The sequence below is a fragment of the Pseudomonas sp. COR18 genome (assembly GCF_048568395.1).
GTDB lineage: Bacteria > Pseudomonadota > Gammaproteobacteria > Pseudomonadales > Pseudomonadaceae > Aquipseudomonas > Aquipseudomonas fuscovaginae_B.
This window is the reverse complement of the sequence record NZ_CP183808.1, coordinates 4,432,382-4,455,100: the sequence shown is the minus strand read 5'-3', so window position 1 is coordinate 4,455,100 and position 22,719 is coordinate 4,432,382. Positions and strand designations below refer to the sequence as shown.

Below are 22,719 nucleotides of genomic sequence, written 5' to 3'. Positions count from 1 at the left end.
CCTCCAATATATGTGTGATAAGAGATGGATATGGCAGACATCGGCAGACCTCTCGATCTCGATACCGTCCAGGCCTTTGTGCTGATCGCCGACTTCGCCAGCTTCACCCGGGCGGCCCAGGCGCTGGACACCTCCCAGGCGGCCATCAGCCTGAAGCTCAAGCGCCTGGAAGAACGCCTGGGTTATCGCCTGCTGGAGCGCACCCCACGCCACGTGCAACTGACGCCCCGCGGCGAGCAGTTCATCCAGGCCGCCCGCCACCTGCTGCTGGCCCATGAGCGAGCCCTGGGCGACATGGAGGCGCCTGAGAACCGCCGGCTGATCATCGGCATCAGCGACCATGTGGCCGGCCCGGACCTGCCACTGTTGCTCAGCCGCCTGGCGCAATACGACCCGCTGTTGATCATCGAGGTGCGCATCGGCTCGTCGCGGGACTTGAGTGCGGCCTTCGACCGCGGCGAACTGGATGCAGCCATCGTGCGCAGCGAAGGCGAGCGGCATGACGGTGAGGTGCTGGTGGTCGAGCGCTTCGGCTGGTTCGCCTCCCCCACCTGGCAGCACACCCCGGGCAGTGTCCTGCGCCTGGCGACTATGGCTTCGCCCTGTGGCGTGCGGCAACTGGCGGTGCGGGTGCTGGACGAGGCGGCGATCGCCTGGACCGAAGTCTTCGTCGGTGGCGGCGTGATGGCGGTGGGTGCGGCGGTCAGCGCCGGCCTCGGCGTCGCCGCCCTGGCCAAGCGGGTGGCACCGGCCGGCGCAATCGAAGTCGGCGAACAATGGGGGCTGCCGCCCCTGCCGATGACGGAGATCATCCTGCATGCACGCCCGACGGATGCCCGCTCGCAGGAAACACTGCGGGCCTTGAGTGCGGCATTTCGCGGGGTACAGGAGCGCTGACGGCCGCTCCGGCAAAACCGAAAATGCTTGATAGCCAATTGCCTTCATGCTTTAAAGGGCGGGCCTGAGAGATGCCCGGAGCGGCGAGCATTGCCTTGCCGCGGCGCACCTGAGTAGGGAACCACTGGAATACAAGACCAAGGAGCAATCGATGCGCATTATCCACGCCTGCCTTCTGGCCGCTGCCGCCCTGCTGGGCGGCTGTGCCGGCAACCCGATGCAGGTGGCCCCGACGCAAACCATCCCGAACGCCGAACCAAACTCCGCGCAGGTCGTCTTCATGCGCTCCTCCTTCGTCGGCAAGATCATCGATGCGTCGCTGTATGACGTGACCGGCGGCCAGACCAAATTCATCGGCATCATGGCCAACGGCAGCAAGATCAACTACCCGACCACCCCGGGCAAGCACACGTTCATGGTGGTTTCCGAAGCCGCCGACTTCCTCGAAGCCGACCTGGCTGCGGGCAAGACCTACTACAGCGTGGTGACACCGCGCATGGGCGCCTGGAAAGCCCGCTTCTCGCTGTGGCCGGTCAGTTCCGACAGCAAGGCCGAGTTCGCCAAGGGCAGCAAGGAAGTCGACAACCTGATCAAGGACACCGAACTGGTCGGCAACTCGCCGAAGTCGCTGTCCTGGTTCGAGAACAACAAGGGCAGCGTTGAAGAGAAACGCGTCGAGTACTGGAAGGTCTGGCAGGAAAAGAGCGCCGAAGACCTGGCCAAGCGCACCCTGCATCCGCAGGATGGCATCTGATCGATTCACTGTAGAGCTACAGAAAAGGCCGGACTCTGTGAGGAGCCCGGCCTTTTTCATCACCCTGGATCGCGGTACTAGATCAGCAGGAACAACGCCAGCAGACCACCGAAGATCGCCCACTTCTCCAGGTAGTAGCGCGTGCGGTTGGTCTTCTTCAGCGCCTTGCCGCGCTGGCGGATGCCGTAGAGCTTGGTAAAGGCCTTGTTGATCCCGCCGGTCTTGTCGCCGTCGCCGTTCGGCGCCGCGGCGGCAGCCATCACGTTGCGACTGAACCAGCGGTTGAATGCCGCCGCCCAGCGGTACTGCATCGGCCGCTCGACGTCACAGAAGAGGATCACCCGGTCCTTGTCGGTGGTGTTTTCCGCGTAGTGGATGAAGGTCTCGTCGAACATCACCGGCTCGCCGTCGCGCCAGTGGTAGTTCTGGCCGTCGACGTTGATGTAGCAGCCCGGATCGTTCGGAGTTTCGAGCCCCAGGTGATAACGCAGGGAGCCGGCGTAGGGATCACGATGGCGAACCAGCCGCGAGCCGGGTGGCAGTTCGGCGAACATCGCCGCCTTGACCGTGCCGATGCTGTTGAGCAGTTCGGTGGTGCGCGGGCACAACTCCAGGGCCGACGGGTGGTTGTCGCCGTACCATTTCAGGTAGAAGCGTTTCCAGCCGGTCTTGAAGAAAGAGTTGAAACCCACGTCATCGGGACGCTCGGACTTCTTGATTTCACCCGCGCGCAGCAGCGCCAGGGCCTCTTCGCGGATTTCCTGCCAGTTGTCCTGCAGAGGCTTCAATTCCGGGAAGTCCTTGACCTCCAGGTAGGGGCGGCTCGGAATCTTCGAGAACAGGTAGAGGAAGCAGTTGATCGGGGCCAGGAAGCTGGAGTGGTCGCTCAACTGGCGGCCCAGCTTGTGCCGGACTTGGCCGCGCAGGTGTACATACGCGATGGACAGTACGTAAACAGCAATGATGATGAGTTTCACAGGCGTCGTCACAAGAGTCGGGAAGAACGCTGCCCTTTGTGCACACAGGTGGCCCGGGGCAGAAACCGGAATCCTGGTGTCGGGAAAGGGAAGCTAACGCAGTAGGGTAGAACAGCAGCCGCGCCGGTTTCCAGTGTTTCCTGTTCAACCCGCCCGGAAAACACCCACAGTATGGATCTCCGTCAATTTTTCATGGATCGACCCGCCGCGAACAGCGTCCCTTTCGCCGCCCGGTGAAGCGCTGAAAAGACCAGGCACCTGTCATTTCTGACAGCTAGGCAAACCGCCCTGTTCAGCGCTAAATCCGGGGTGCCCGTCCGGAATCGGCAAAGGACGTGGCTCACCAGACGGAAAAGGAGACAGCGATGAACAGCGACAAGCATTCCCTGCCCTCTCTATGTGTCGGCGCACGCTCCCAGGCAAGCGGGGTGGAAGCCTACACACAGACCGTGACCCTGTATGAACACCGAGCGGGAGAAACCCACGAACTGCTCTGGCAATACGAAGGTGCAAACCCCGTGAGGGCGCGCTACTTCATCGACAGCCGGCCAGACCGACGTCTGCATGTCAGCACGCTGTCACGTTGTGCTGGTATCAGCGGCTCGGCTGCCCGGCAATATCTCCTTGCGCCACCAGCAACGCATCGACTTCCCCTGTCCCCGGCGCCGTCGCCGGCCCCCAGCGGGTGACCGCAATGGCGGCTGCGGCATTGGCCCGTCGAGCCGCCTCGCTGGCCGTAAGGCCGTTGGCCAGCGCCGCGATGAACACCCCGGCATGGGCATCGCCGGCACCGTTGCTGTCCACGGCCTGCACCTTGAAGCCCGGCACCTGCTCGACCTGCCCTGCCCGGCTGATCCAGCAACCCTGCGGACCATCACGCACCAGCAGCAGCGCCTGTTCCGACAGCAACCGGCCCAACCCTTCCAGCGCCCTGCCGATCTGCGCGGTCCCGGTGAAACGCCGGGCCTCATCGGCGTTGCTGGTCCAGATATCGATGCGCGGCAGCAAGGCAGCCATCGGCGCAACCTCCGGCGAGCCCACCAACGGCCCCGGATCGAACACCACGACCACCTCGCGCGGTAATGCCAGCAGCCAGTCCAGCAGCGACTGGACCTTGTTCGGCTGCAGCAGGCTGTAGCCGCTGACATAGACGTAGTCGTCGCCGCTGACCTGTGTCCGGGCCAGGTCCTCGGCCGACAAGCCGCCCTCGGCCCCGATATGAGAGATGAAGGTCCGCTCGGCGCTGGCATCGGTCACGGCCACGCACAGCCCGGTATCGCGCCGGGCATCAGGCTCCAGCGCCATGCGGATGCCTTCGGCGGTCATCGCCTGACGGGCCAGGTCGCCGAAACGGCCGGTACCATGGCGACCGAGGTAGACCACCGGCAGGCCGTTGCGCTGCGCCGCGGCCATGACGTTGAAACCGCCACCGGTCTCGAAGGTGGCCGAATGGGCCAGGGCATCGCCACCGCTGCCGGGCAGTTGGTCGACAGCCATGACCAGGTCGACGATGACCTGGCCGGTATGCAGCAATCGGGGGTTGCGTCTCACAGGCAGCCATCCTCAGCCATTGGCATTTTCCACGAAGGCGGCACGACGGTCCGCCGCGCCGCCCAGCAGGCCGTAGAGACCGCCTGCAACCAGGAAGGTGACGACCCAGCCCAAACCATTGTGGCCCAGCCAGGAGTCGGACAGGAAACCGCGGAACCAGACGTTTTGCGCCGTGGTGCCGATGGTGGTGAAACTGAAGCCGAGCACGATGGCCACGGCCCAGGAACCGCAGGCACGCCACTCGACGCCGCCGCGATACCAGTAGGCGCTGCCCGGCCCGACGTTCATCAGGTCCCTGGCACTGTAGTACTGGCGGTGCAGCAGATCGACCACGAAGATCCCGACCCAGGCGGTGATCGGTACCGCCAGCAGCGAGATGAAGGTGATGAACGGACCGTAGAAGCTGTCGGCGATCAGCATGAAGTAGATGGAGCCGGCGAAGATCGCCACGATATCGACGATCACCGCATGCACGCGCTTGACCTTGAGGCCAAGGGTCAGGGTGGTCAGGCCCGCCGAATACACCGACAGGTTGTTCGACAGCAGCAGGCCGCCAAAGGCGGTGATCAGGTACGGTACCGCCATCCAGGTCGGCAGCATGTCGCGGATCGCGATGATCGGGTCGTTGGCCTGGGCCAGGTCATGGTTGCCCACCGACAGCAGCCCGCCGAGGGTGATCAGCAACACCAGCGGGATACCTGCACCGAAGGCCGCCGAAGCCACCAGGCGGCCGGCCTTGACGCTCCTGTGCTGGTAGCGCGACATGTCCGCGCCGGCGTTGGCCCAGCCGATTCCGGTGCCGGCGGCCATGGTACCGATGCCGATGATCATCGCGCTCAGCGGGGCCGGCGTGGCATTGAACACCGCGTTCCAGTCGATGGTGGCGCAGAGGAAACCGCCGACCAGGATGTTCAGGGCGCCGAACACGTAGGTCGCCCATTTCTGGATCACCAGCAGGGTCGCATGGCCCAGACCCGAGACGCACAGCGTGAGCAGCACGAAGATGGCGATGAACAACAGCGTCAGCAGCGGCGCGCTCTTGGCCTCGACCGGCGAGTGGAACAGGATCGAGCACAGCGACAGCAGCACGAAGGCCGCCGTGGTGGTGTTGACCGTTTCCCAGCCCAGGCGCGACATCAGCGAGACGAGGGTCGGACCGATGTTGCCGCGTACCCCGAAGATCGCCCGTGACAGGGTCAGGCTGGGTGCACGGCCGCGACGGCCGGCAATCGAGATGACCCCGACCACGGCGAAGGAACCCGCCGCACCGATGATTGCGACGATGATCGCCTGCCAGATCGCCAAGCCACGGAAGGCCACCAGGGTGGCGCCCAGCGGCAAGCCGAGGATGCTGATGTTGGCGGCGAACCAGACCCAGAACAGTTGCAGGGGATGGCCATTGCACTCGGCCTCGGGAGCCGGCTCGATGCCGCGGGTTTCCAACTGCCCGGCACTTTGACCGGCGTTTGATGAGGTCATGTTGTTCTGCTCCTGATGCCATTGTTGTGGTTGTGGGCAATGCACGAGGCGTGGGGGAACGTGCGCCCCTTCAGCCCCGGCGGTCTGCAATCCATTGCGGGTTGTTGCGTCAGGCGGTACGCAAGGCGATCAGGCCCTGGACCAGCGGGACCAGTTCCAGACCGTTGACTTCGATGATTTGCGCGATCAGTTCGGCCGGCCAGCACTCCAGGCCGTCACAGGCGCCGAGCATGGCACCGAGGATGCCGGCGATGGTATCGGTGTCGCCGCCGATACTGGCGGCCAGGCAGATGGCGTCAAAGGCACTCAGTTGGCCGCGGGCCACGCGCTGGGCCAGGGCAAAGGCGACCACCACCGACTCCTGGCTGGCCACGGAGGTACCGACCACGTCGTAGAGCAGGTCGGCCAGTGCCGAGTCGGCGCAATCGGCGACCAGCTGCCGGGCCCAGCGCAGGCGCGGGCCGATGCGGCCACCGGCGACCCAGTGCCCGTGCCGCTCGGCGACAAAGGCCATCTCGGTGCCGGCCTCCAGCGCATGCACCAGGCCCTTGCCATTGATCCCGCTGGAGATCACCGCGGCCACCGCCGCGGCACTGGCGATGCCCAGGGTGGTGTTATGGGTCACCTGGCAGGCCTGCACCACCGCGTCGATAAAGTGCTGGGGCCGGGCGATGTCGGCGGCGATCCCCACCGGCGTGATGCGCATCGCCGCACCGTTGGTGGTGCCGTAACGGCCGGCTTCTTCGGGGCTGTGGCCGGCGAGGATCATTTCGATCGCCCGCTTGGTCGAGGGACCCAGCAGGTCCTGGGAACCCTTGGCCTTCATCACCGCCTCCCAGGCGATCAGCCGTTCGGCGAGCACGGCGGGCTCGATATGGCCCTGGCCATCGATCAGCAACTGACCGACCAGGATCGCCTGTTCGGTGTCGTCGGTGATGGAGCCGGCGGGCATGTTCGGCGCGATCGGCTGATCCGGGCCGGCCTCCACCAGGGTGCGGATGCTGCCGAAACGCGCCTGGATCTGCGCGCGGCTCAGGGACTGGGTCGGCATGCCGAGGGCATCGCCCAGAGCCAGCCCGTAGAAAGCGCCAAGGGCGCGGCTGGTCGGGGTCATGTCGGGTTTCCAAAAGCCAGGTGCAGGCGGAAATGCTGGGGGTCGAGCAGGCTTTCGACCTGCTCCATGAAACGTCCCTGGCGGTCGTAGGTGGTGCGCAGGGCCTTGAGGAAGACCGTACCGACCGGGCGGCCCAGGCGTTCGGCTTCCACTTCGCCGAGGGGTTCGGCGCCGATCCACTGGTCGCCGTGCTGGCCGATGAAGCCATGGGCGGCCAGGGTGATGGTCAGGGAGTCGTCGATCAGGCCGGTTTCGGGCAGGCGTTCCAGGCCGCCGCTGGCCGGCATCAGCGAATATTCGAGGGACACCACGACCCCTTCGGGGTCGCGCCGACGCCGGTCGAGGGCGATGAACTGCTCGGTGCCGTAGCGGCTGAGCAGGTCCGGCCGACGCACGGCCTCAAAGCGCAGGATCTCGGTGTCGATACGCGCGCCGGTATCGGCCAGGGCCTGGGCCCAGCCGGCCCCCTGGTCGAGGGTCATGCCGTCGTAGGTGACGATCGAACCGACGCCGCTCTGGGTGGCGATGTAGTTGCGTCGCTTGAGCTCGGCCAGGGCTTCGCGCAGCGTGCCACGGCTCACCGAGAATTCTTCGGCCAACTGATGCTCGCCCGGCAACAGAAAGCCGTCTTCGAGAAGACCGCTTTCGATGCGCCGGATGAGCTCATCGACCACCCGTTTTTTCTTGTCAAATCGTACATGTCTAATCATGTACAATTTGATAACCGAAACAGCGGTCTGGCTGCAAGAAATTTATCTTGCCGGAAGATGAATGGTGGTCTGACGAACGGGTTCAGGAGGCCTGCGCAGCCTGCGGGAACGGACTGGCCCACGGGCCACCGGGGTCTGTAGGAGCAGGGCTTGCCCGCGAAGCTCCTGGCGATCTCAAGGCCGCTTTCGCGGGCAAGCCCTGCTCCTACAAGAGGGCGACAGCAAGAAAGCGCACAAAAACCCGGTTCCGGGAGGCCTCAGGGCTCAAGGCCAATGGGGAAGAATTCGCCGCCGCTCCACACGCCCAACCAGGATTGGCCATCGATCTGCCGCGTCACCGCCAGGTCGACCAACTGGTAGAACACATTGCGGTGAATCAGCGCCTCGAGGTTGCTGCGCACAAGGAGGTAGGGTGCCGGCTCTTCGCTGTGGGGATCGATCAGCACCCGGATCGGATGTTCGGCACCGGCCGTCACCTGCTCGTCGACCTGAGTGGTGAAACGCAGTTGCTGCGCCTCACCCTGCCCTTGCACCTCAAGGGTCACCGCGACAAACGGCGCATCGTCGACCTTGATGCCCACCTTCTCCACCGGGGTGACCAGGAAATAGTCGTCACCCTCGCGGCGCAGGATGGTGGAGAACAGCTTGACCATCGGCTTGCGCCCGATCGGCGTGCCCAGGTAGTACCAGGTGCCGTCGCGGGCGATGCGCATGTCGATATCGCCGCAGAAATCCGGGTTCCACAGGTGAACCGGCGGCAGCCCCTTTTCCGTCCCGGGGATCTGCGCCAACAGGTCGTTGGCCTTGCCTGATTCACTCATGTCCGCTCCAAAATGACTTACTGATCGCTCAAGCCCAGCAGGCTACGGGCATATTCTGCCAGCGGTTTGGCGATCAGGTCTTGCGGTTTGTTGTCATGGAACGTCAGTAAACCGCCACGGCTCCTGATCCGTGCGGTGTCGATCAGGTACTGGGTACTGGTCTCGATCAGCATGATCTGGATCACCCCGGTGTCAACGCCAAGGCGGTCGACAGCTTCCTGGTCGGCCCATTCGTCATAGTTGCCGATCCGGTCGTCGGCCTTGGCGAAACGGGTGTACAGCAGGTAGTGGGCACCGGCCGAACGGGCCTCGGCCATGGCCTGGTCGAGGCCGACCGGGGCGCGGGCGCGGCGGACCATCGGGAAGTATTCGACGAAGCCGTTGAAGGCTTCTTCGGCCACCACGTTGGGCCGTGGGTAGGCGCTGCCGGGCGGGGCGAACGCGCCCTGGGCGATGTAGATAAAGGAGTCCGGCTGAATGCGGAACGAGTGGATGCGGCGCGTATCGCTATGATCGAGCAGCCCTGCGTCGCTCATCTGATAACGAGCCCCTTCTCCCAGATCGCTGACTTTCATGCAGCCGCCCAGCGCCAACAGCGCCAGCAGCATAACCAGGCTACGCATCCTAATCCTCCAGAGGCCGGTGACGGAAAACCGGCGAACAGCCCCAGGATGCAGCTTCCGCGCCAGATTGATGGGGAGTCGGGATTTGCAGGACAGCGGCGGCCTTGTTCGCGGATCAATCCGGTGCCCACGGGTTTGTGAGGCATCTACAAGATTGGTGATCACCGCAGTGCCCCCTGGGGGCCGGATTCATCCGCGAACGGGGCCCACAGGAAGCCCGGCCGATCACCCACCAATGATCTTCATCACCGTCGCGCCACCGGAAAACGCCACCGACTGCTTGTCGCCCAACGCCCGGACCAGCAGGCGCTGCAACGCCGGCAGGGCCTCATGGCGCGGCTTGTCCAGCAGGTCGCCGACATAATGCCGGTTGCTCGATGACAGGCAGCCATGCAGCCACCCCGTGGAAGACAGCCGCAAGCGCGAACAGGTGCGGCAGAACGGCACGCTTTCGTTGGCGATCACCCCGAAATGACCGCGACCGGGAATCTCGTAGCGCACCGCGGTGGCATCCACCGGCGCATTGGCCTGCAAATAGGCGTAGCGTTCGCCGATCAACTCCAGCAACTGCTGGAGGCTGACGAACTGCTGAAGAAAGGCGTTGTGGTCACTGGCCAGATGCCCCATGCGCATCAGCTCGATGAAGCGCAGCTCGTAACCGCGCGCCAGGCAGTAGTCGAGCAGCGGCATCACCTGGTCCAGGTTCTGCCCGCGCAACGGCACCATGTTGACCTTGATTTTCAACCCGGCCGCCCGCGCCTGCTCCATGCCATCGAGCACGCTGGCCAGGTCGCCGCCCCGGGCGATACCGCGAAAGGCATCCGCATCCAGGGTATCGAGGGAAACGTTGATCCGCCGGATCCCCGCCTCCAGCAGCAGCGGCAGCTTGCGCGCCAGCAGTTGGCCGTTGGTGGTCAGGCTGATGTCGTCCAGCCCCAGCTTGCCCACCGCGCCCATGAAGGCCTCCAGCTTTGGACTGACCAGCGGTTCGCCACCGGTGATGCGCAGCCGCTCGATGCCCGCCGCCTCGATCAGGTAGGCAACCCCACGCGCCATCGCTTCGGCCGACAACTCGTCCTGGGCCGCCACCAGCCGCTTGCCATTGGGCACGCAGTAGGTACAGGCGTAGTTGCAGGCGGAGGTCAGGCTGATACGCAGATTGCGAAAACGCCTGCCTTGACGGTCAACGATCATGGGACACTCCGACGGAGGACTTGGAAACTTGCAGACTCGGACCCCGCAGGAGCCGGCTGGCTGGCGATGGCAGGATGTCAGACGGCAAATCCGTGACTGACAGGTCGCTATCGCCAGCAAGCCGACTCCTACAGGTGCAGCGTGACATCAAGACACCGCACCCGCCAAAACCTGACTCCAAAATCAGGTTTTGGCAAGTTGTTTCTCGGAAGTCCCTTCCAGTGACAAGTATAGAGCTCAGGCTACCGAATGATCGGTGTCGCGCTTGCGCTTGTTGCCCATGCGCACGCCGATATCCATCAGGAACTGGAAGAAGCCTTCCTGGTCTTCCAGCACGTTGCTCCAGAACGGCGAGTGGTACAGCGCGACCGCGCCGTGCACCAGCGCCCAGGCGGCACAGTAGTGGAAGTACGGAGGAACGTCCTCGAGCTTGCCTTCGCTGATACGGCCCTTGATCAGCAGGGTCAGGCGTTCGAAGTTGGAGGCGCGGATCTTGTGCAGTTCCTCGACCATCTCCGGGACCTGGTGGCCCTTGACCACCTTCTCTTCCAGGCGGTCGAACAGCCGGTAGCGCTGAGGGTCGCGCATGCGGAATTCGAAGTAGGCACGGGAGAGTGCTTCCTTGTCCTTGTCGACGTCGGCCGAGTGCAGCAGCTCGTTCAGGTCGCGCTCGTAGTCGAGCATCAGGCGCAGGTAGATCTCCGCCTTGGACTTGAAGTGCTTGTAAATGGTGCCTTTGCCGATACCGACGGCATCCGCGATCATCTCGACGGTGACACTGTCTTCACCCTGTTCGAGGAACAGCTTTAGCGCGGTATCGAGAATTTCCTGCTCGCGGCGACGAAACTCACGGACCTTACGGGGTTCTTTGTGCATAAGAAAAAGGTCTGTAGGGGCAAAATCGAAGCGAAGTATTATGCCTGAGCCGCGCCAAATTGCACGAATCATCAGCGGCTTTTCGTTTTCACTGTCGACGAATCAGCCTTCGCCAGTCAAAAAGTCTTCGTTCGGGTCACGCTGCGTCGCTCTACGACAAGGCCCGCGCCCCGGCTGAACATGTGAGAACTCAAGGGAAGCGGATGTATTCCAAATCTGTTTAAAAAATGAGCAGGCCTGACTGGACGTACCGCGATACTGACCAATACTTCAAATGTCGACGGGCATATCCCCCAAGTGTCACGTCGATAAAGGTGCCAATGGACCGCGCGCCTTTGTTTTACTCCTAATGGTCTTGACCCGGATTCACCCCCAGAACCCGGGTTTTTTTTGCCTGCGATTCGAGCCGGCGAACCCTCAGGCCACATGCGCCAGCGGAAACAGTCGCTTGAAGTTCCCGGTGGTCTGCTCGGCCAAACGCTCGTAAGGCACGCCCCGCAACATCGCCAGGTATTCCGCCACTTCCCGCACGTACTGCGGCAGGTTCGGTTTGCCGCGATGGGGAATCGGTGCCAGGTACGGCGAGTCGGTTTCCACCAGCAGACGGTCGGCCGGCACCTGCCGTGCCACATCGCGCAGCGCATCGGCATTGCGGAAGGTGACGATGCCCGACAGCGAGATATAGAAACCCAGGTCCAGCGCGGCCTTGGCCATATCCCAGTCCTCGGTGAAACAATGCAGCACGCCCGCCTGGGGCAGTTGCGCTTCACGCAACAGTTGCAGGGTATCGGCACGGGCACCGCGGGTATGCACGATCACCGGCTTGCCGGTCTTGCGTGCCGCCTCCAGGTGCAGGCGGAAAGATGCCTGCTGGACCTCGGCCGCCTCCGGCTCATAGTGATAGTCCAGGCCGGTTTCGCCAATCGCAACCACCCGCGGATGATCGAGCTCGCGCAGCAGCCAGTCGAGGGCCGGGGTCGCGTCGGGCTTGACGTCCAGCGGGTGCACCCCGACCGAACAGTCGACATCGGCATAACGTTCGGCCAGGGCCTTCACCTCGGCGGCGTTGTCGGCGCTGACGCCGATGCACAGGAAATGACCGACACCGCGCTGGCGCGCCGCCTCCAGGGCGGCGTCCAGAGAGCCCTGGTGCGCGGTCAGGTCCAGGCGGTCGAGGTGGCAATGGGAATCTACAAGCATGGGAAAGGTGGCAACTACATCGTATGAGTGGGACGGTCGGACTTCAGGGCACCGGCCAGATGGGTTTCGATCTTGCTGCGGGCGGTGTTGTCGCCGTCATTGAACTGCACGCCGATACCGGCGGCGCGATTGCCCTGGGCGCCCTTGGGAGTGATCCAGGTGACCTTGCCGGCGACCGGAATCTTCTCCGGCTCGTCCATGAGGTTGAGCAGCATGAACACCTCGTCGCCCAACTTGTAGCTCTTGTTGGTGGGGATGAACAGGCCGCCGTTCTTGATAAAGGGCATGTAGGCCGCGTACAGCACCGACTTGTCCTTGATGGTCAATGACAGGATGCCGTTGCGCGGGCCAGGACCAATAGGTTCGTTCATGCGGACTCCCGAAATGCGGATAAGTCGATTCTACCTCAGTTTTGAGCAGGCAAAGCGGCCCACTGCACCAGCAGGGCCTCAAGCAGCAGTACCCGGTTGAGATTGGCCTTGCTCAGAACTTTCTGGCGCTGGGCGAGGATCCAGTCCTGGATATTCAGGACCTTTTCCCTCGACGCCTTCTGGGCCAGGTACTGCACCACCTTGCGCATGTCCGGCAGGCCGAGGCCCTCCTCGTCCTGGGTCAGTTGATAACGCAGGATCAGGTTCGACCAGTCGCAGAACCAGTCGAACAGCAGCAACAGCGAAATGGCGTTCCAGCCTTCGGCCAGCTGAGTCGCCGACATCTGCTGCTTGAGCAGTTTCTTCACCCCGTCGACCACCTGCGCCCGTTGCTCGCGTACGCCCTGGGCCTGCAGGTTCGCGGCCGCCAGTGGCGAGCCCGCCGCCAGGGTCAGCAGTTCCATCCGCTCCTCTTCGCTGCAGTCGGGCAAGGCCGTGGCCAGCCATTGCAGGCTCATCGCCTCGCCCGGCAGCGGGCAGGCCTGCTGCACGCAGCGGCTGCGCACGGTAGGCAGCAGCCGACTGGACTGGTGGCTGACCAGCAGCAGCACGGTATCGCCGGACGGTTCTTCCAGGCTCTTGAGCAGGGCGTTGGCGGCATTGATGTTCATCGACTCCACCGGCTCGATCAGTACCACCTTGCGTCCCCCCAGTTGCGCGGTCTGGGCGACGAACGCCACCAGGTCACGCACCTGGTCGACCTTGATCGCCTTGTCCGCTTCCTCGGGCTCGAGGATGTAGTTGTCCGGGTGGCTGCCGGCCGCCAGCAGCAGGCACGACTTGCACTGCCCGCAAGCCTCCAGGCCCGCCGGGCTCTTGCACAGCAGCAGCGCCATCAGCCGCTCGGCCAGCGCGCGCTTGCCGATCCCGGCCGGGCCATGCAGCAGATAGGCATGGGCATGCTGGGTACGGCCGGCCAGTTGCTGCCAGAGGGTGTCCTGCCAGGGATAGGCTTCAGCCATGCTGCAACCCCGTCGCAATCACGCCCCGTGGTGCGCCAGCCTGTTGTTTTATCTTGATAAAAAATCTAAACACAGCAGTATGGGTATCCTTTCGACAACAGGTGAACAGGGAGGCCGTCCGCGCCGGTCGCCCTGGCAAGGCTTCAGGAGCAACAGTTTGAGAACCATCATCGGGCTCGCCGCACTCGCCAGATCCGGCAAGGACACGGTAGCGTCAATGCTGCTCGCACAGGCGGAAACTGCCGCCTTCGCCCTGGCCGATCCGCTCAAGGTCGGCTGCCAGGCCCTCTTCGGCCTGAGCGATGAACAAACCTGGGACGATACAGTAAAAGAGCGCAGGATTGACCTGTGGAACCGTTCCCCGCGCGAGTTCTTCCAGCAGGTCGGCACGGAGTGGATGCGCAATCATAACCCAGACCACTGGTTGCAGCGGGCGGATCGCGAGATCAATCCACCGCGGGACGACAGCACCTGGTCGGGCACCGCGGACCTGTCCGCGACCGACGCCCCCTTCCGCCTGGCGGCCCAGGCCTTCTTCGATTTTTCCGATGGGCAGATCTGGGACCCACAGCATTACGCACAAGTCGATCCGAGCTGGGACATTTCGCCACGGGATGCCGTTGCCCTGATCGAACGGCACGCCCTGGCCTTCGACCCCGACTATGCGGCCAAACGCGGCCAGCTGCCGCTGACCCCGCTCAAGCGCCGTCCTCCCCTGCCGGCGAGCGCCTCGACGATCATCATCAAGGACATCCGCTTCGAGAACGAAGCCCGGTACCTGCGCGAACACCATGGCGTCATCTGGCACATCGCCCGCCCCAACCTGCAGCGGGTCAATGCCCACTCCTCCGAACTGGGCGTGGCGCGCCTGCCCGAGGATGTGCTGATCGTCAATGACGGCAGCCTCGAACAGCTACAGGAGACGGTGATACGAGCCTGGCAACACCACAAGACCGCCCAACAGGCACATTGATAATCCTGCCGCAGCCCACGCCCCTATAGTAGCCTGGCTTGCCAGCGAAGGGGCCGGCAAGCCCGCCGCCCCCCCCTCGCGGCTTCAACCCAGCGGCTCGAACCGCTCGCCAACGAACACCCGTCCGGCGTTGCCACGCTCCAACTGGTGGTGCAGCAAACGCCGCGCGGCCCGTGCATCGGCCGCGTCGCGCTGCGCCAACGCCTCCAGCTTCAGCGCGATCAGGCCCAGCGCCAACCGCTTGTTGGCGTGCTGGCTGCGCTCGGACTGCACCTTGACGCTAATACCGCTGGCCAGGTGGGTAGCCCGCACCGCCGACTCGGTGCGATTGACATGCTGGCCGCCGGGACCGGAAGCACGCAGGGTCTCGAAACGGATTTCCCCTTCGAGCCCCAAGGCCGGCTCCGGGCAGCGCGCCACACCGATGAACCAGTTCTTGCGCGGATGGCGCGGCCGGTAGGGGCTGGTCGCCCGCCACTGCAACGTACCCGTCCATTGCGCTGCCAGCGCTTCGGCGTCCGAGCCTTCCAGACTCAGCAGCACCGAACGCAACGTACCCGCTCGCGGGCCTGCCTCCTGCTCCAGCAGTTGCAACCGTACGTCTTGCGCCTCGGCTTCCACCTGCAAGCGCCCCAGCGCCCTGGTCACCGCCAGGCAGCATTCCTCCGGTCCCTGGGCAGCGGAAAATTGCAGCAGAATCATCAGCAGCACTCCCCGCGGGTTTTATAGGTCAACACCGGAGCCAACCGTGCCAGCGGTCGCACCAGGCCGGCCCGGACCAGCGTGTCGACGATGCTGTCCACTGGCTTGTAGGCCTCCGGCGCCTCCTCGTAGATCAACTGCCGATCCTCGCAGATCACATGTCCCCCCAGGCGGGTGCGCATCAGTTGCGCCGGGCTGAAACGCCGCGACAACCGGTCCTTGCACTCGCTGCGCATCCACTTGCGGCCGGCGCCGTGCGCCAGCGACAACAGGCTCAGCTCGCTGGGCAGCGGCTCCACCAGGTAGGTGAAATCCCCACGCGAACCGGGAATCGCCACCAGGCCGGCATCCGCCGGCGTCGCGCCCTTGCGGTGCAACCAACCGTCGAGGCCGCCGATGCGGGCCGGCGACACCAGGTTGTGGTTGACGTCCAGCAGTGGCTCGCCATTGGCGCGCAAGCGCTCCAACATGCGCTGCGCAATCAGCCGCCGGTTGGCCTCGGCAAAGCGCAGGCCCTCGTTGTGGCGGGCCAGGTAGGCGAGGAAATCGGCACTGCCCTCCAGCAGACCGGCGTGGCCGTGCCGGTCCACTTGCTCGCGCAGAATTGCCTGGCCCAGGCCGCGCGAACCGCTGTGCACCAACAGCAGCAGGCGCTTGGGGTCCAGCGCCAGCGCGGCGGTGCGTTCGGTGTCGTAAATCTGCTCCACCCGCTGCAGCTCGGCGAAGTGATTACCGCCGCCGATGGTGCCCAGCGCGGCGTCGAAACCATTGGCCGGCAGCCCCAGCGCCGCCACCCGCTCGCGCCAGTCCTCGTCCAGCGGGCGATCCAGGTTGCCCAGTCGCTTGTCCAGCTTGTCGGCGCTCAATTTGCCAACGGCAAGGTCCGTTCGCCACAGCGCCATGCCGCAGCCGATATCACCGCCGATCAGGGCCGGATAGAGGCGGCCAACGGAGAAGAAAGCCGCGCCCACCGGATAGCCGCGACCGGGGTGCAGGTCCGGCATGCCGGCCACCCGGGCCATGCCCGGCAGCGCAGCGGTGGTGTGAAGTTGCTGGATCGCGGTGCCCTCGATCCAGGTGTCGTCCGAGGCCAGCAGCGTGACGGTCTCGGACAGGGTTTGCATGCAATTGCCCATGAATAGTCCCATCCATCCGGCAGGACGCCGACGGCCTGGCGCGGCGAGCGCGCAGGCGCAATACGGTCCCGAACCGGACGGTTCAGTAAAACGAAATCAACAGATGAATTGGCTAGGGCAGAGCCGGGGCCGAAGGCCATTCGACATGCGCGGCACTGATGCCGGGCACGGGGGAATTCAAGCTTGGGCGCGCTCTGCCAGGGAAGATGCGGTGTTTTGCATGATGGTCTCCTTGGCTGCGTGGTGGAAGAAAGGCCGGCATGCTAACGCAGAAGTCGCGACGACACAACGCACCTGCGTCGTGGCTCCGGCGATGGCTCGTACTTCAGGATGTAAAAGCGGCGACCATACCGTGTACCCGCGCTCGATCCTGGCCGGTCGAGCGCTACCCGGGCCCTAAGGGCGGCCTCGGGCGAATCCTCTCAGTTGCGCTGCAAAAGCGTATTGGGCGCCACGCCAAAGGCCTTGCGAAACGCATGGCTGAAATGGGAGAAATCAGAGAACCCGAACTCCAGCGCCGCTTGCGACACCGTACGCACCTGTCCGCGCTCGATCGCTTCACGGCTCGCGTTCAGGCGCTCTTTCCAGATTTCTGCGACCGGGGACTTCTGGTGACGCGCGAACGCCCGCGTAACGGTGCGGGTGGATACATTGTGGGCTTGCGCGATGACGTCGATCGACAGGTCCGGCTCGGTCAGGTGCCGCCGGATGTATTGCATGATGCGGCCGTAGAGGTCCAATTCCTGGTGGGTGGTCTTCAGGTCCTGAAGTTCCAGGCTGATCACCAGCAAGTCAATCAATGCGCCTGTATAACGATTCGAGATGCGCTCATCCTCCAACGACCTCGGTGCGCTCACCACCTGACGCAACATTTCACGCAATGGAATGACGCCGGGACGCCGGTCGTCGAGGACCATCGCGGTGTAATCGGCCACCCGTGGCAAACGCTCGGTCAACAAGGCCCGAGGAACACGGACCAGGTGGTTTTCGGTACCACCCAAACTGAATCGAAACGCCTGGGTTGCGTCGTAAAGAAACAAACTTCCGGTGGCCAGGCTGGCTTTTCTTCCGCCCTGCTCGATTTGTCCATGACCATTGCGGGAGAAGCCCAACCATAAATCCTCGGCCGGACCGCTGCGCAGGTGCCGTTCGGAACGTTCCCAGTAATGCAGCGGCGAAGACAGCGAAAAGATGTCCAGATCGCCGATGGCATTGACTGCGAGCTGGCCATCAAAACTGCTCTGGGACAGGGGTTTGCTATCTGCCGCCAGACAATGGCGACACACCACCTCCTTCCAGTAATCAAAGCGACGGGATGCTGATACGGCAAGGGTCGAATACTGAGCGCTCGGGTTCATGACACTGACCTCGACAACGATGCAATAGGCGCGCGGGAAGTTTTGACTTGCAGCCAATCTTCAGCCACCGATAGCAATTAACAGGCCAGGCAGTTGCGGAACTCCCTCAGTGCGCTGCCGTGCAACTTCCATCGCGAGCTTCGCCTGGCTGCGGTGCCGCTGCCTGCACCGCCCTCCCCATCGGGAAGCACGGCAGGTCACACAGTCGGGCCAGATGCACCAATGCGGACCATGGGAAGGTCATTTTCAGCCTTGTCTTTTCCAACCAAACGGTTGTCTCGTCAAACAAAGCGTCCCCTCGCCGTCCAGCCTAATTTCCACCTCACAGCAGCTCATACCCTTCTGACGAGGCACGCCATGCATCGACACGGTTCACAACGACTGGCTGATTGCTCCTGGCTTCTGCAGATGCGCGACCTCGCGCCTGAAGAGTCGGCCTACTGGTTGATTGAATGGGGGGCCATGAAGCTGCTGCACCGGCGGCAGATCGCCAAGCGCGACCAGCCGCTCAAGCGCTGAAACCCCGCAGGCCTGAACGAAAATAACGAGGAGCGCAAGATGGAATCTGCAATCGACAAACATCTCAAATGCCCACGCACCCTGTCTCGCCGGGTACCCGACGAGTACCAGCCACCCTTTCCCATGTGGGTTGCACGCGCTGGCGAGCAGTTGGAACAGGTGGTGATGGCCTACCTCGGCGTGCAATATCGCGGCGACGCCCAGCGCGAGGCCGCGTTGCAGGCGATGCGTCACATCGTCGGCAGTTTCAGCCTGGTCGATGGCCCCCAGACCCATGACTTGACCCACCACACCGATAGCAGCGGCTTTGATAACCTGATTGTGGTCGGATACTGGAAAGACCCTGCCGCCCACTGTCGCTGGTTGCGTTCACCCTCGGTGAATGACTGGTGGAATTCGCCGCAGCGCCTGGGTGAAGGCCTTGGTTACTTCCGCGAAATCACCGCCCCGCGCGCCGAGCAGTTCGAGACCTTGTATGCCTTCCAGGACCACCTGCCCGGTGTCGGCGCGGTCATGGATGCGATCAGTGGCGAGATCGAAGAACACGGTTACTGGGGCTCGATGCGCGACCGCTTCCCGCTCTCCCAGACAGACTGGATGCAGCCCACGAGTGAGCTGCAAGTGGTCGCGGGGGACCCCGCCAAAGGTGGTCGGGTCGTGGTCCTGGGGCATGACAACCTCACCCTGATCCGCTCCGGCCAGGACTGGGCGGATGCCGAGGCAGACGAGCGCTCGCTGTACCTCGACGAAATTCTGCCGACCCTGCAGGACGGCATGGATTTCCTGCGTGATAACGGCGGCCCCTGGGCTGCTACAGCAACCGGTTCGTGCGCAACATCGATATGGACGGCAACTTTCTCGACCTGAGCTACAACATCGGTCACTGGCGCTCGGTCGAGAAACTCGAGCGCTGGGCAGAATCGCACCCTACCCATCTGCGTATTTTCGTCACGTTCTTTCGCGTGGCCGCGGGTTTGAAAAAATTGCGGCTGTACCACGAGGTGTCCGTGTCGGACGCCAGGAGCCAGGTATTCGAGTACATCAACTGTCACTCGCAGACCGGCATGTTGCGCGACGCGCTGCCGCCAGCCACCTGAAGTCCATCAGCGTTTACATCCCCCCATTTCAGCCTCCTTGCCACTCTCCTCGGGTGGCACGGCCTCCCTGTGCGAGGAATAAATGATGAACAAGATCCGACTGCTGACACTTTCCACCCTGTTACCCGCGCTCCAGGTGAATGCCGGTGAAGTGGCCCCTGGCGATTACGAGCAATACCCGGTCGGCGCGACCATTGGCGCAATTTATTACCAGCACGCCACCACGGACTCGGCCTACACCAACGGGCACAAGGCCAGCTCTGATTTCAGGTTGAGTTCGGACATCGGCATCCTGCGTCTACTGCATGTCTACGCACTCAGTGACACCGTCACCATCGACCCGCAGTTCCTTTTGCCTTTCGGACACGTCTCCAGCGCAGGTGACGCCTCGGCGCTGGGCAGCACCCACGGCGTTGGCGACCTGATCCTGACCGCGCCGGTCAAGTGGCGGCTCAACGAGGCCCGCGACACCCTCAGTATCGCCCCCTACCTGTATGTCCCTACGGGCACCTATGACAAGGACGACGCGCTCAACATCGGCGAAAACCGCTGGAAATTCGAGCTTCAGAGTGCCTACGTCAAGCACTTCACGGAGAAATGGGCGGTGGACCTGGTCGGCGGCGCCACCTGGTATGGCGACAACACCGACTATGGGGCGAATGCCGTGCGCTTGAAGCAGGACGTTTCCTACGCAGCACAGATCATGGGGCGTTACATGCCAGACGCCACCACCGCATTGGGTATCGGCTTGGGGCGCACCTGGGGCGGTGAGACGAGCGTCGGGCACGTCAATCAGGATAACGAGTTGGGCACCACCAACTTCCGTCTGACGGCCACCCAGTTCGTCACTCCCACGGACCAGCTCCAACTGCAATTGGGCAAGGATCTCTCGGTGGACAACGGTGCCAGGGAAGACTGGCGCATGAACCTGCGTTACGCGCACGTGTTTTGACCCAGGCGCCCACCGGACAACGACCACGGCCCCCTGCCGTTCTGGCGCGCAGGCGTCCGGCTCGACCAAGTCGATGTCTTTTTCAACCAAGCCCGGGGCTGGGAATACGGACTATCTTGAGCACCAGCCCCACCCATCTGACGAGTAGGCAGTGCCATTCGGCCACTTACGATAAGGACAGTCCCATCATGGCAATCGTTCGCCCCACCCTTGAGCAGCTATTGGACCTCGCGAGCAGCCTGCACATGCAGCTCGACCGCGAGCAGGCCAGTGAATACCTGGCCCTCATGCAGTCCAGCTTCGACGCCTATGACCTGATTGACGAATTGCCCGACTTCATCCCGCCGATACGCTACGAACGCAGTTCAGGCTATCGTCCATCGGCTGAGCACAACCCGTTCAACGCCTGGTATTTCCGTACCGAAGTCAACGGCGCCCGCGAGGGCAAGCTGGCGGGCAAGACCGTAGCCCTCAAGGACAATATCTCCTTGGCCGGCGTGCCCATGATGAATGGTGCCAAGCCACTGGAAGGCTTCGTCCCTTCCTTCGACGCCACTGTCGTCAGCCGATTGCTCGATGCCGGGGCAACCATCCTCGGCAAGGCGACATGCGAACACTACTGCCTGTCCGGCGGCAGCCACACCTCTGATCCAGCGCCGGTGCACAACCCCCACCGCCAGGGTTTTTCTTCCGGTGGTTCCTCTTCCGGCAGCGCGGTCCTGGTGGCCGCGGGCGAAGTCGACCTGGCGGTGGGCGGTGATCAGGGTGGGTCCATCCGGATTCCTTCGGCGTTCTGCGGCACCTACGGCATGAAGCCGACCCATGGGCTGGTGCCCTACACCGGAATCATGGCCATCGAGTCGACGATCGACCATGCCGGCCCCATCACCGCCAATGTGCGCGACAACGCGTTGATGCTGGAGGTGATGGCGGGAGCGGACGGGCTCGATCCTCGCCAGGCCGCGCCGCGGGTCGACCGCTACAGCGATTATTTGGAGCGGGGCGTGGACGGACTCAGGATCGGCATCCTGAAGGAAGGCTTTGAACTGCCCAACCTGGATCCACGGGTGGCCTCATCGGTACGCAGTGCAATCGCGCAGTTTGCGCGGCTCGGCGCACAGGTCGAGGAAGTCTCCGTTCCCGAGCACACGATCGCCGGTTCGCTGTGGCACCCCATCGGCTGCGAGGGCCTGACCATGCAGATGATGCATGGCAACGGCGCCGGTTTTAACTGGAAGGGGCTGTATGACCTGCCCTTGCTGGACAAGCAGGTCGGCTGGCGCGATGAGGCGGATGATCTGTCCGCATCCCTGAAGCTGTGCATGTTCGTCGGGCAATACGGCGTTCAGCACTACAACGGCCGCTTCTACGCCAAGGCGCAAAACCTCCGGCGCCTGGCCTGTGCCGGCTATGACGCGGCATTGGCCCGCTACGACCTGCTGGTGATGCCTACCGTGCCGATCCTCGCCCAGCCACACCCGGAGCCGGGTTGCTCGATCACCGAATACGTGGCTCGGGCGCTGGAAATGATCGGCAATGCCTCGGCCCAGGACATCACCGGCCACCCGGCCATGTCAATTCCCTGTGGCCGGGTGGAGGGTTTGCCGGTCGGGCTCATGCTGGTCGGCAAGCACTATGCCGAAGGCACGATTTACCAGGCCGCCGCTGCGTTCGAAGCGTCGGTCGACTGGAAAAACAGTTAGCCGGCGCGTCCCGTGCAGCGCAAAAAACCGATAAAAGCCGTGAAGCGTTTGCTTCGAAGCTCAACGATGAGGAATCCATTGATGAACTCACCTGAACGCACCACCTCGACCCCGGGCGAGCGGGCCCATGCGTTATTGCAAGTGCTCAAGCAAAAGGACCTGATCCCCGACGGTTACATCGAACACATGACCCAACTGATGGCACACCAATGGAGCCCGGAAAATGGCGCCCGGGTCGTGGCCAAGGCCTGGGTGGACCCGCAATTTCGTGAATGGCTGCTCAGGGACGGCACCGCCGCATGCGCCCAGTTCGGCTACACCGGCCCTCAGGGCGAATACATCGTTGCCCTGCAGGACACGCCCACGCTGAAAAACGTGATCGTGTGCAGCCTGTGCTCCTGCACCAATTGGCCCGTCCTCGGCTTGCCACCGGAGTGGTACAAGGGCTTCGAATTCCGTGCCCGCCTGGTTCGAGAAGGACGCACCGTCCTGCGGGAACTGGGTACGGACCTGCCGGACGAGGTCACCGTCAAGGTCTGGGATACCACGGCTGAAAGTCGCTACCTGGTGTTGCCGGTCCGGCCTCGGGGCAGCGAGTCCATGGATGAAGAGGCACTTCGAAAACTGGTCACCAAGGATGTCCTGATCGGCGTGGCGCTGCCGCGCGTGGCGTAGCCGGGACGCTTTGTT

22 protein-coding genes and 1 pseudogene are annotated in these 22,719 nt (G+C 63.6%); 8 read left to right on the top strand and 15 right to left on the bottom strand.

Translation table 11 applies throughout. From position 1 onward, the window contains the following. Nucleotides 1-30 precede the first annotated feature (30 nt). Together ACM62G_RS20650 and ACM62G_RS20645 are read left to right on the top strand one after the other, a co-directional pair. Nucleotides 31-897, top strand: coding sequence for a LysR family transcriptional regulator (locus ACM62G_RS20650; RefSeq protein WP_273825771.1), 867 nt, complete (start codon nucleotides 31-33; stop codon nucleotides 895-897). Between the two features lie 151 nt (nucleotides 898-1,048). Next, nucleotides 1,049-1,651: a hypothetical protein gene (locus ACM62G_RS20645; RefSeq protein ID WP_273825770.1), complete on the top strand. Its 603-nt coding sequence runs from the start codon at nucleotides 1,049-1,051 to the stop codon at nucleotides 1,649-1,651. 77 nt (nucleotides 1,652-1,728) lie between these two features. Here the strand turns inward: ACM62G_RS20645 and lpxO are convergent, their stop codons facing one another. The 12 genes from lpxO to ACM62G_RS20585 form a co-directional block, all read right to left on the bottom strand. Beyond that, a complete protein-coding gene (gene lpxO / locus ACM62G_RS20640; protein WP_054061103.1) occupies nucleotides 1,729-2,628 on the bottom strand; it encodes a lipid A hydroxylase LpxO in 900 nt (299 codons plus the stop codon). A gap of 594 nt (nucleotides 2,629-3,222) precedes the next feature. Further along, nucleotides 3,223-4,179 carry a PfkB family carbohydrate kinase gene (locus ACM62G_RS20635; RefSeq protein WP_273825768.1) on the bottom strand — a complete coding sequence of 319 codons (957 nt, stop codon included), beginning with the start codon at nucleotides 4,177-4,179 and terminating at the stop codon, nucleotides 3,223-3,225. 12 nt (nucleotides 4,180-4,191) lie between these two features. Beyond that, a complete protein-coding gene (locus ACM62G_RS20630; protein ID WP_273825767.1) occupies nucleotides 4,192-5,658 on the bottom strand; it encodes a purine-cytosine permease family protein in 1,467 nt (488 codons plus the stop codon). A 109-nt stretch (nucleotides 5,659-5,767) separates the two neighbouring features. Further along, nucleotides 5,768-6,772 (bottom strand): ADP-ribosylglycohydrolase family protein, encoded by a 1,005-nt coding sequence (locus ACM62G_RS20625; RefSeq protein WP_419735426.1) that lies wholly within the window; start codon nucleotides 6,770-6,772, stop codon nucleotides 5,768-5,770. Beyond that, a complete protein-coding gene (locus tag ACM62G_RS20620; RefSeq protein ID WP_419735425.1) occupies nucleotides 6,769-7,482 on the bottom strand; it encodes a GntR family transcriptional regulator in 714 nt (237 codons plus the stop codon). Before ACM62G_RS20620 ends, ACM62G_RS20625 begins: the two co-directional genes overlap by 4 nt. Nucleotides 7,483-7,739: 257 nt before the next feature. Continuing rightward, a complete protein-coding gene (locus ACM62G_RS20615; RefSeq protein WP_054062989.1) occupies nucleotides 7,740-8,303 on the bottom strand; it encodes a DUF1285 domain-containing protein in 564 nt (187 codons plus the stop codon). 17 nt (nucleotides 8,304-8,320) lie between these two features. Continuing rightward, the gene (locus ACM62G_RS20610; protein ID WP_054056833.1) at nucleotides 8,321-8,926 is read right to left on the bottom strand and encodes a DUF4823 domain-containing protein; all 606 of its coding nucleotides are present in this window, start codon (nucleotides 8,924-8,926) and stop codon (nucleotides 8,321-8,323) included. Between the two features lie 225 nt (nucleotides 8,927-9,151). Then, entirely contained in the window at nucleotides 9,152-10,120 is a 969-nt protein-coding gene (locus ACM62G_RS20605) for a GTP 3',8-cyclase MoaA (RefSeq protein WP_054056832.1), read from the bottom strand. 237 nt (nucleotides 10,121-10,357) lie between these two features. Further along, nucleotides 10,358-10,996: a TetR/AcrR family transcriptional regulator gene (locus ACM62G_RS20600; RefSeq protein WP_010447155.1), complete on the bottom strand. Its 639-nt coding sequence runs from the start codon at nucleotides 10,994-10,996 to the stop codon at nucleotides 10,358-10,360. Between the two features lie 417 nt (nucleotides 10,997-11,413). Then, nucleotides 11,414-12,196: a TatD family hydrolase gene (locus ACM62G_RS20595; protein WP_419735424.1), complete on the bottom strand. Its 783-nt coding sequence runs from the start codon at nucleotides 12,194-12,196 to the stop codon at nucleotides 11,414-11,416. Nucleotides 12,197-12,210: 14 nt separating this feature from the next. After that, the gene (locus tag ACM62G_RS20590; RefSeq protein ID WP_017905754.1) at nucleotides 12,211-12,567 is read right to left on the bottom strand and encodes a PilZ domain-containing protein; all 357 of its coding nucleotides are present in this window, start codon (nucleotides 12,565-12,567) and stop codon (nucleotides 12,211-12,213) included. Between the two features lie 35 nt (nucleotides 12,568-12,602). Then, entirely contained in the window at nucleotides 12,603-13,589 is a 987-nt protein-coding gene (locus ACM62G_RS20585) for a DNA polymerase III subunit delta' (protein WP_273825764.1), read from the bottom strand. Between the two features lie 217 nt (nucleotides 13,590-13,806). Here ACM62G_RS20585 and ACM62G_RS20580 point away from each other — a divergent pair, with 217 nt between their 5' ends. Next, the gene (locus ACM62G_RS20580; protein ID WP_273825763.1) at nucleotides 13,807-14,562 is read left to right on the top strand and encodes a deoxynucleotide monophosphate kinase; all 756 of its coding nucleotides are present in this window, start codon (nucleotides 13,807-13,809) and stop codon (nucleotides 14,560-14,562) included. 84 nt (nucleotides 14,563-14,646) lie between these two features. Here the strand turns inward: ACM62G_RS20580 and prfH are convergent, their stop codons facing one another. From prfH to ACM62G_RS20565, 3 genes are all read right to left on the bottom strand, one after another. Then, nucleotides 14,647-15,264: a peptide chain release factor H gene (gene prfH, locus ACM62G_RS20575; protein WP_273825762.1), complete on the bottom strand. Its 618-nt coding sequence runs from the start codon at nucleotides 15,262-15,264 to the stop codon at nucleotides 14,647-14,649. After that, entirely contained in the window at nucleotides 15,264-16,400 is a 1,137-nt protein-coding gene (locus tag ACM62G_RS20570; RefSeq protein ID WP_419735423.1) for an RNA ligase RtcB family protein, read from the bottom strand. The genes prfH and ACM62G_RS20570 overlap by 1 nt, the downstream gene beginning before the upstream one ends. Before the next feature lie 422 nt (nucleotides 16,401-16,822). Next, nucleotides 16,823-17,758: a helix-turn-helix domain-containing protein gene (locus ACM62G_RS20565; protein WP_273825760.1), complete on the bottom strand. Its 936-nt coding sequence runs from the start codon at nucleotides 17,756-17,758 to the stop codon at nucleotides 16,823-16,825. A gap of 357 nt (nucleotides 17,759-18,115) precedes the next feature. Between ACM62G_RS20565 and ACM62G_RS20560 the strand changes: the two genes are divergently transcribed. The 5 genes and pseudogenes from ACM62G_RS20560 to nthA all read left to right on the top strand — a co-directional run bounded on the left by ACM62G_RS20560 (nucleotide 18,116) and on the right by nthA (nucleotide 22,704). Then, nucleotides 18,116-18,277 (top strand): hypothetical protein, encoded by a 162-nt coding sequence (locus ACM62G_RS20560; RefSeq protein ID WP_193394203.1) that lies wholly within the window; start codon nucleotides 18,116-18,118, stop codon nucleotides 18,275-18,277. Nucleotides 18,278-18,316: 39 nt separating this feature from the next. After that, nucleotides 18,317-19,374: pseudogene (locus tag ACM62G_RS20555) on the top strand (phenylacetaldoxime dehydratase family protein). A gap of 85 nt (nucleotides 19,375-19,459) precedes the next feature. After that, entirely contained in the window at nucleotides 19,460-20,326 is an 867-nt protein-coding gene (locus tag ACM62G_RS20550; protein ID WP_273825759.1) for a transporter, read from the top strand. A gap of 188 nt (nucleotides 20,327-20,514) precedes the next feature. Further along, a complete protein-coding gene (locus ACM62G_RS20545) occupies nucleotides 20,515-22,029 on the top strand; it encodes an amidase (RefSeq protein ID WP_054062998.1) in 1,515 nt (504 codons plus the stop codon). A gap of 81 nt (nucleotides 22,030-22,110) precedes the next feature. Further along, a complete protein-coding gene (gene nthA / locus ACM62G_RS20540) occupies nucleotides 22,111-22,704 on the top strand; it encodes a nitrile hydratase subunit alpha (protein ID WP_054062999.1) in 594 nt (197 codons plus the stop codon). Nucleotides 22,705-22,719 lie beyond the last annotated feature (15 nt).

What these genes read in the sequence shown, in the direction of transcription:
- ACM62G_RS20650 (WP_273825771.1), top strand. Translation starts at nt 31, where the DNA reads ATGGCAGACATCGGCAGACCTCTCGATCTCGATACCGTCCAGGCCTTT.
- ACM62G_RS20645 (WP_273825770.1), top strand. Translation starts at nt 1,049, where the DNA reads ATGCGCATTATCCACGCCTGCCTTCTGGCCGCTGCCGCCCTGCTGGGC.
- ACM62G_RS20630 (WP_273825767.1), bottom strand. Translation starts at nt 5,658, where the DNA reads ATGACCTCATCAAACGCCGGTCAAAGTGCCGGGCAGTTGGAAACCCGC.
- ACM62G_RS20625 (WP_419735426.1), bottom strand. Translation starts at nt 6,772, where the DNA reads ATGACCCCGACCAGCCGCGCCCTTGGCGCTTTCTACGGGCTGGCTCTG.
- ACM62G_RS20620 (WP_419735425.1), bottom strand. Translation starts at nt 7,482, where the DNA reads ATGATTAGACATGTACGATTTGACAAGAAAAAACGGGTGGTCGATGAG.
- ACM62G_RS20615 (WP_054062989.1), bottom strand. Translation starts at nt 8,303, where the DNA reads ATGAGTGAATCAGGCAAGGCCAACGACCTGTTGGCGCAGATCCCCGGG.
- ACM62G_RS20610 (WP_054056833.1), bottom strand. Translation starts at nt 8,926, where the DNA reads ATGCGTAGCCTGGTTATGCTGCTGGCGCTGTTGGCGCTGGGCGGCTGC.
- ACM62G_RS20605 (WP_054056832.1), bottom strand. Translation starts at nt 10,120, where the DNA reads ATGATCGTTGACCGTCAAGGCAGGCGTTTTCGCAATCTGCGTATCAGC.
- ACM62G_RS20600 (WP_010447155.1), bottom strand. Translation starts at nt 10,996, where the DNA reads ATGCACAAAGAACCCCGTAAGGTCCGTGAGTTTCGTCGCCGCGAGCAG.
- ACM62G_RS20595 (WP_419735424.1), bottom strand. Translation starts at nt 12,196, where the DNA reads ATGCTTGTAGATTCCCATTGCCACCTCGACCGCCTGGACCTGACCGCG.
- ACM62G_RS20590 (WP_017905754.1), bottom strand. Translation starts at nt 12,567, where the DNA reads ATGAACGAACCTATTGGTCCTGGCCCGCGCAACGGCATCCTGTCATTG.
- ACM62G_RS20585 (WP_273825764.1), bottom strand. Translation starts at nt 13,589, where the DNA reads ATGGCTGAAGCCTATCCCTGGCAGGACACCCTCTGGCAGCAACTGGCC.
- ACM62G_RS20580 (WP_273825763.1), top strand. Translation starts at nt 13,807, where the DNA reads ATGCTGCTCGCACAGGCGGAAACTGCCGCCTTCGCCCTGGCCGATCCG.
- prfH (WP_273825762.1), bottom strand. Translation starts at nt 15,264, where the DNA reads ATGATTCTGCTGCAATTTTCCGCTGCCCAGGGACCGGAGGAATGCTGC.
- ACM62G_RS20570 (WP_419735423.1), bottom strand. Translation starts at nt 16,400, where the DNA reads ATGGGCAATTGCATGCAAACCCTGTCCGAGACCGTCACGCTGCTGGCC.
- ACM62G_RS20565 (WP_273825760.1), bottom strand. Translation starts at nt 17,758, where the DNA reads ATGAACCCGAGCGCTCAGTATTCGACCCTTGCCGTATCAGCATCCCGT.
- ACM62G_RS20560 (WP_193394203.1), top strand. Translation starts at nt 18,116, where the DNA reads ATGCATCGACACGGTTCACAACGACTGGCTGATTGCTCCTGGCTTCTG.
- ACM62G_RS20550 (WP_273825759.1), top strand. Translation starts at nt 19,460, where the DNA reads ATGAACAAGATCCGACTGCTGACACTTTCCACCCTGTTACCCGCGCTC.
- ACM62G_RS20545 (WP_054062998.1), top strand. Translation starts at nt 20,515, where the DNA reads ATGGCAATCGTTCGCCCCACCCTTGAGCAGCTATTGGACCTCGCGAGC.
- nthA (WP_054062999.1), top strand. Translation starts at nt 22,111, where the DNA reads ATGAACTCACCTGAACGCACCACCTCGACCCCGGGCGAGCGGGCCCAT.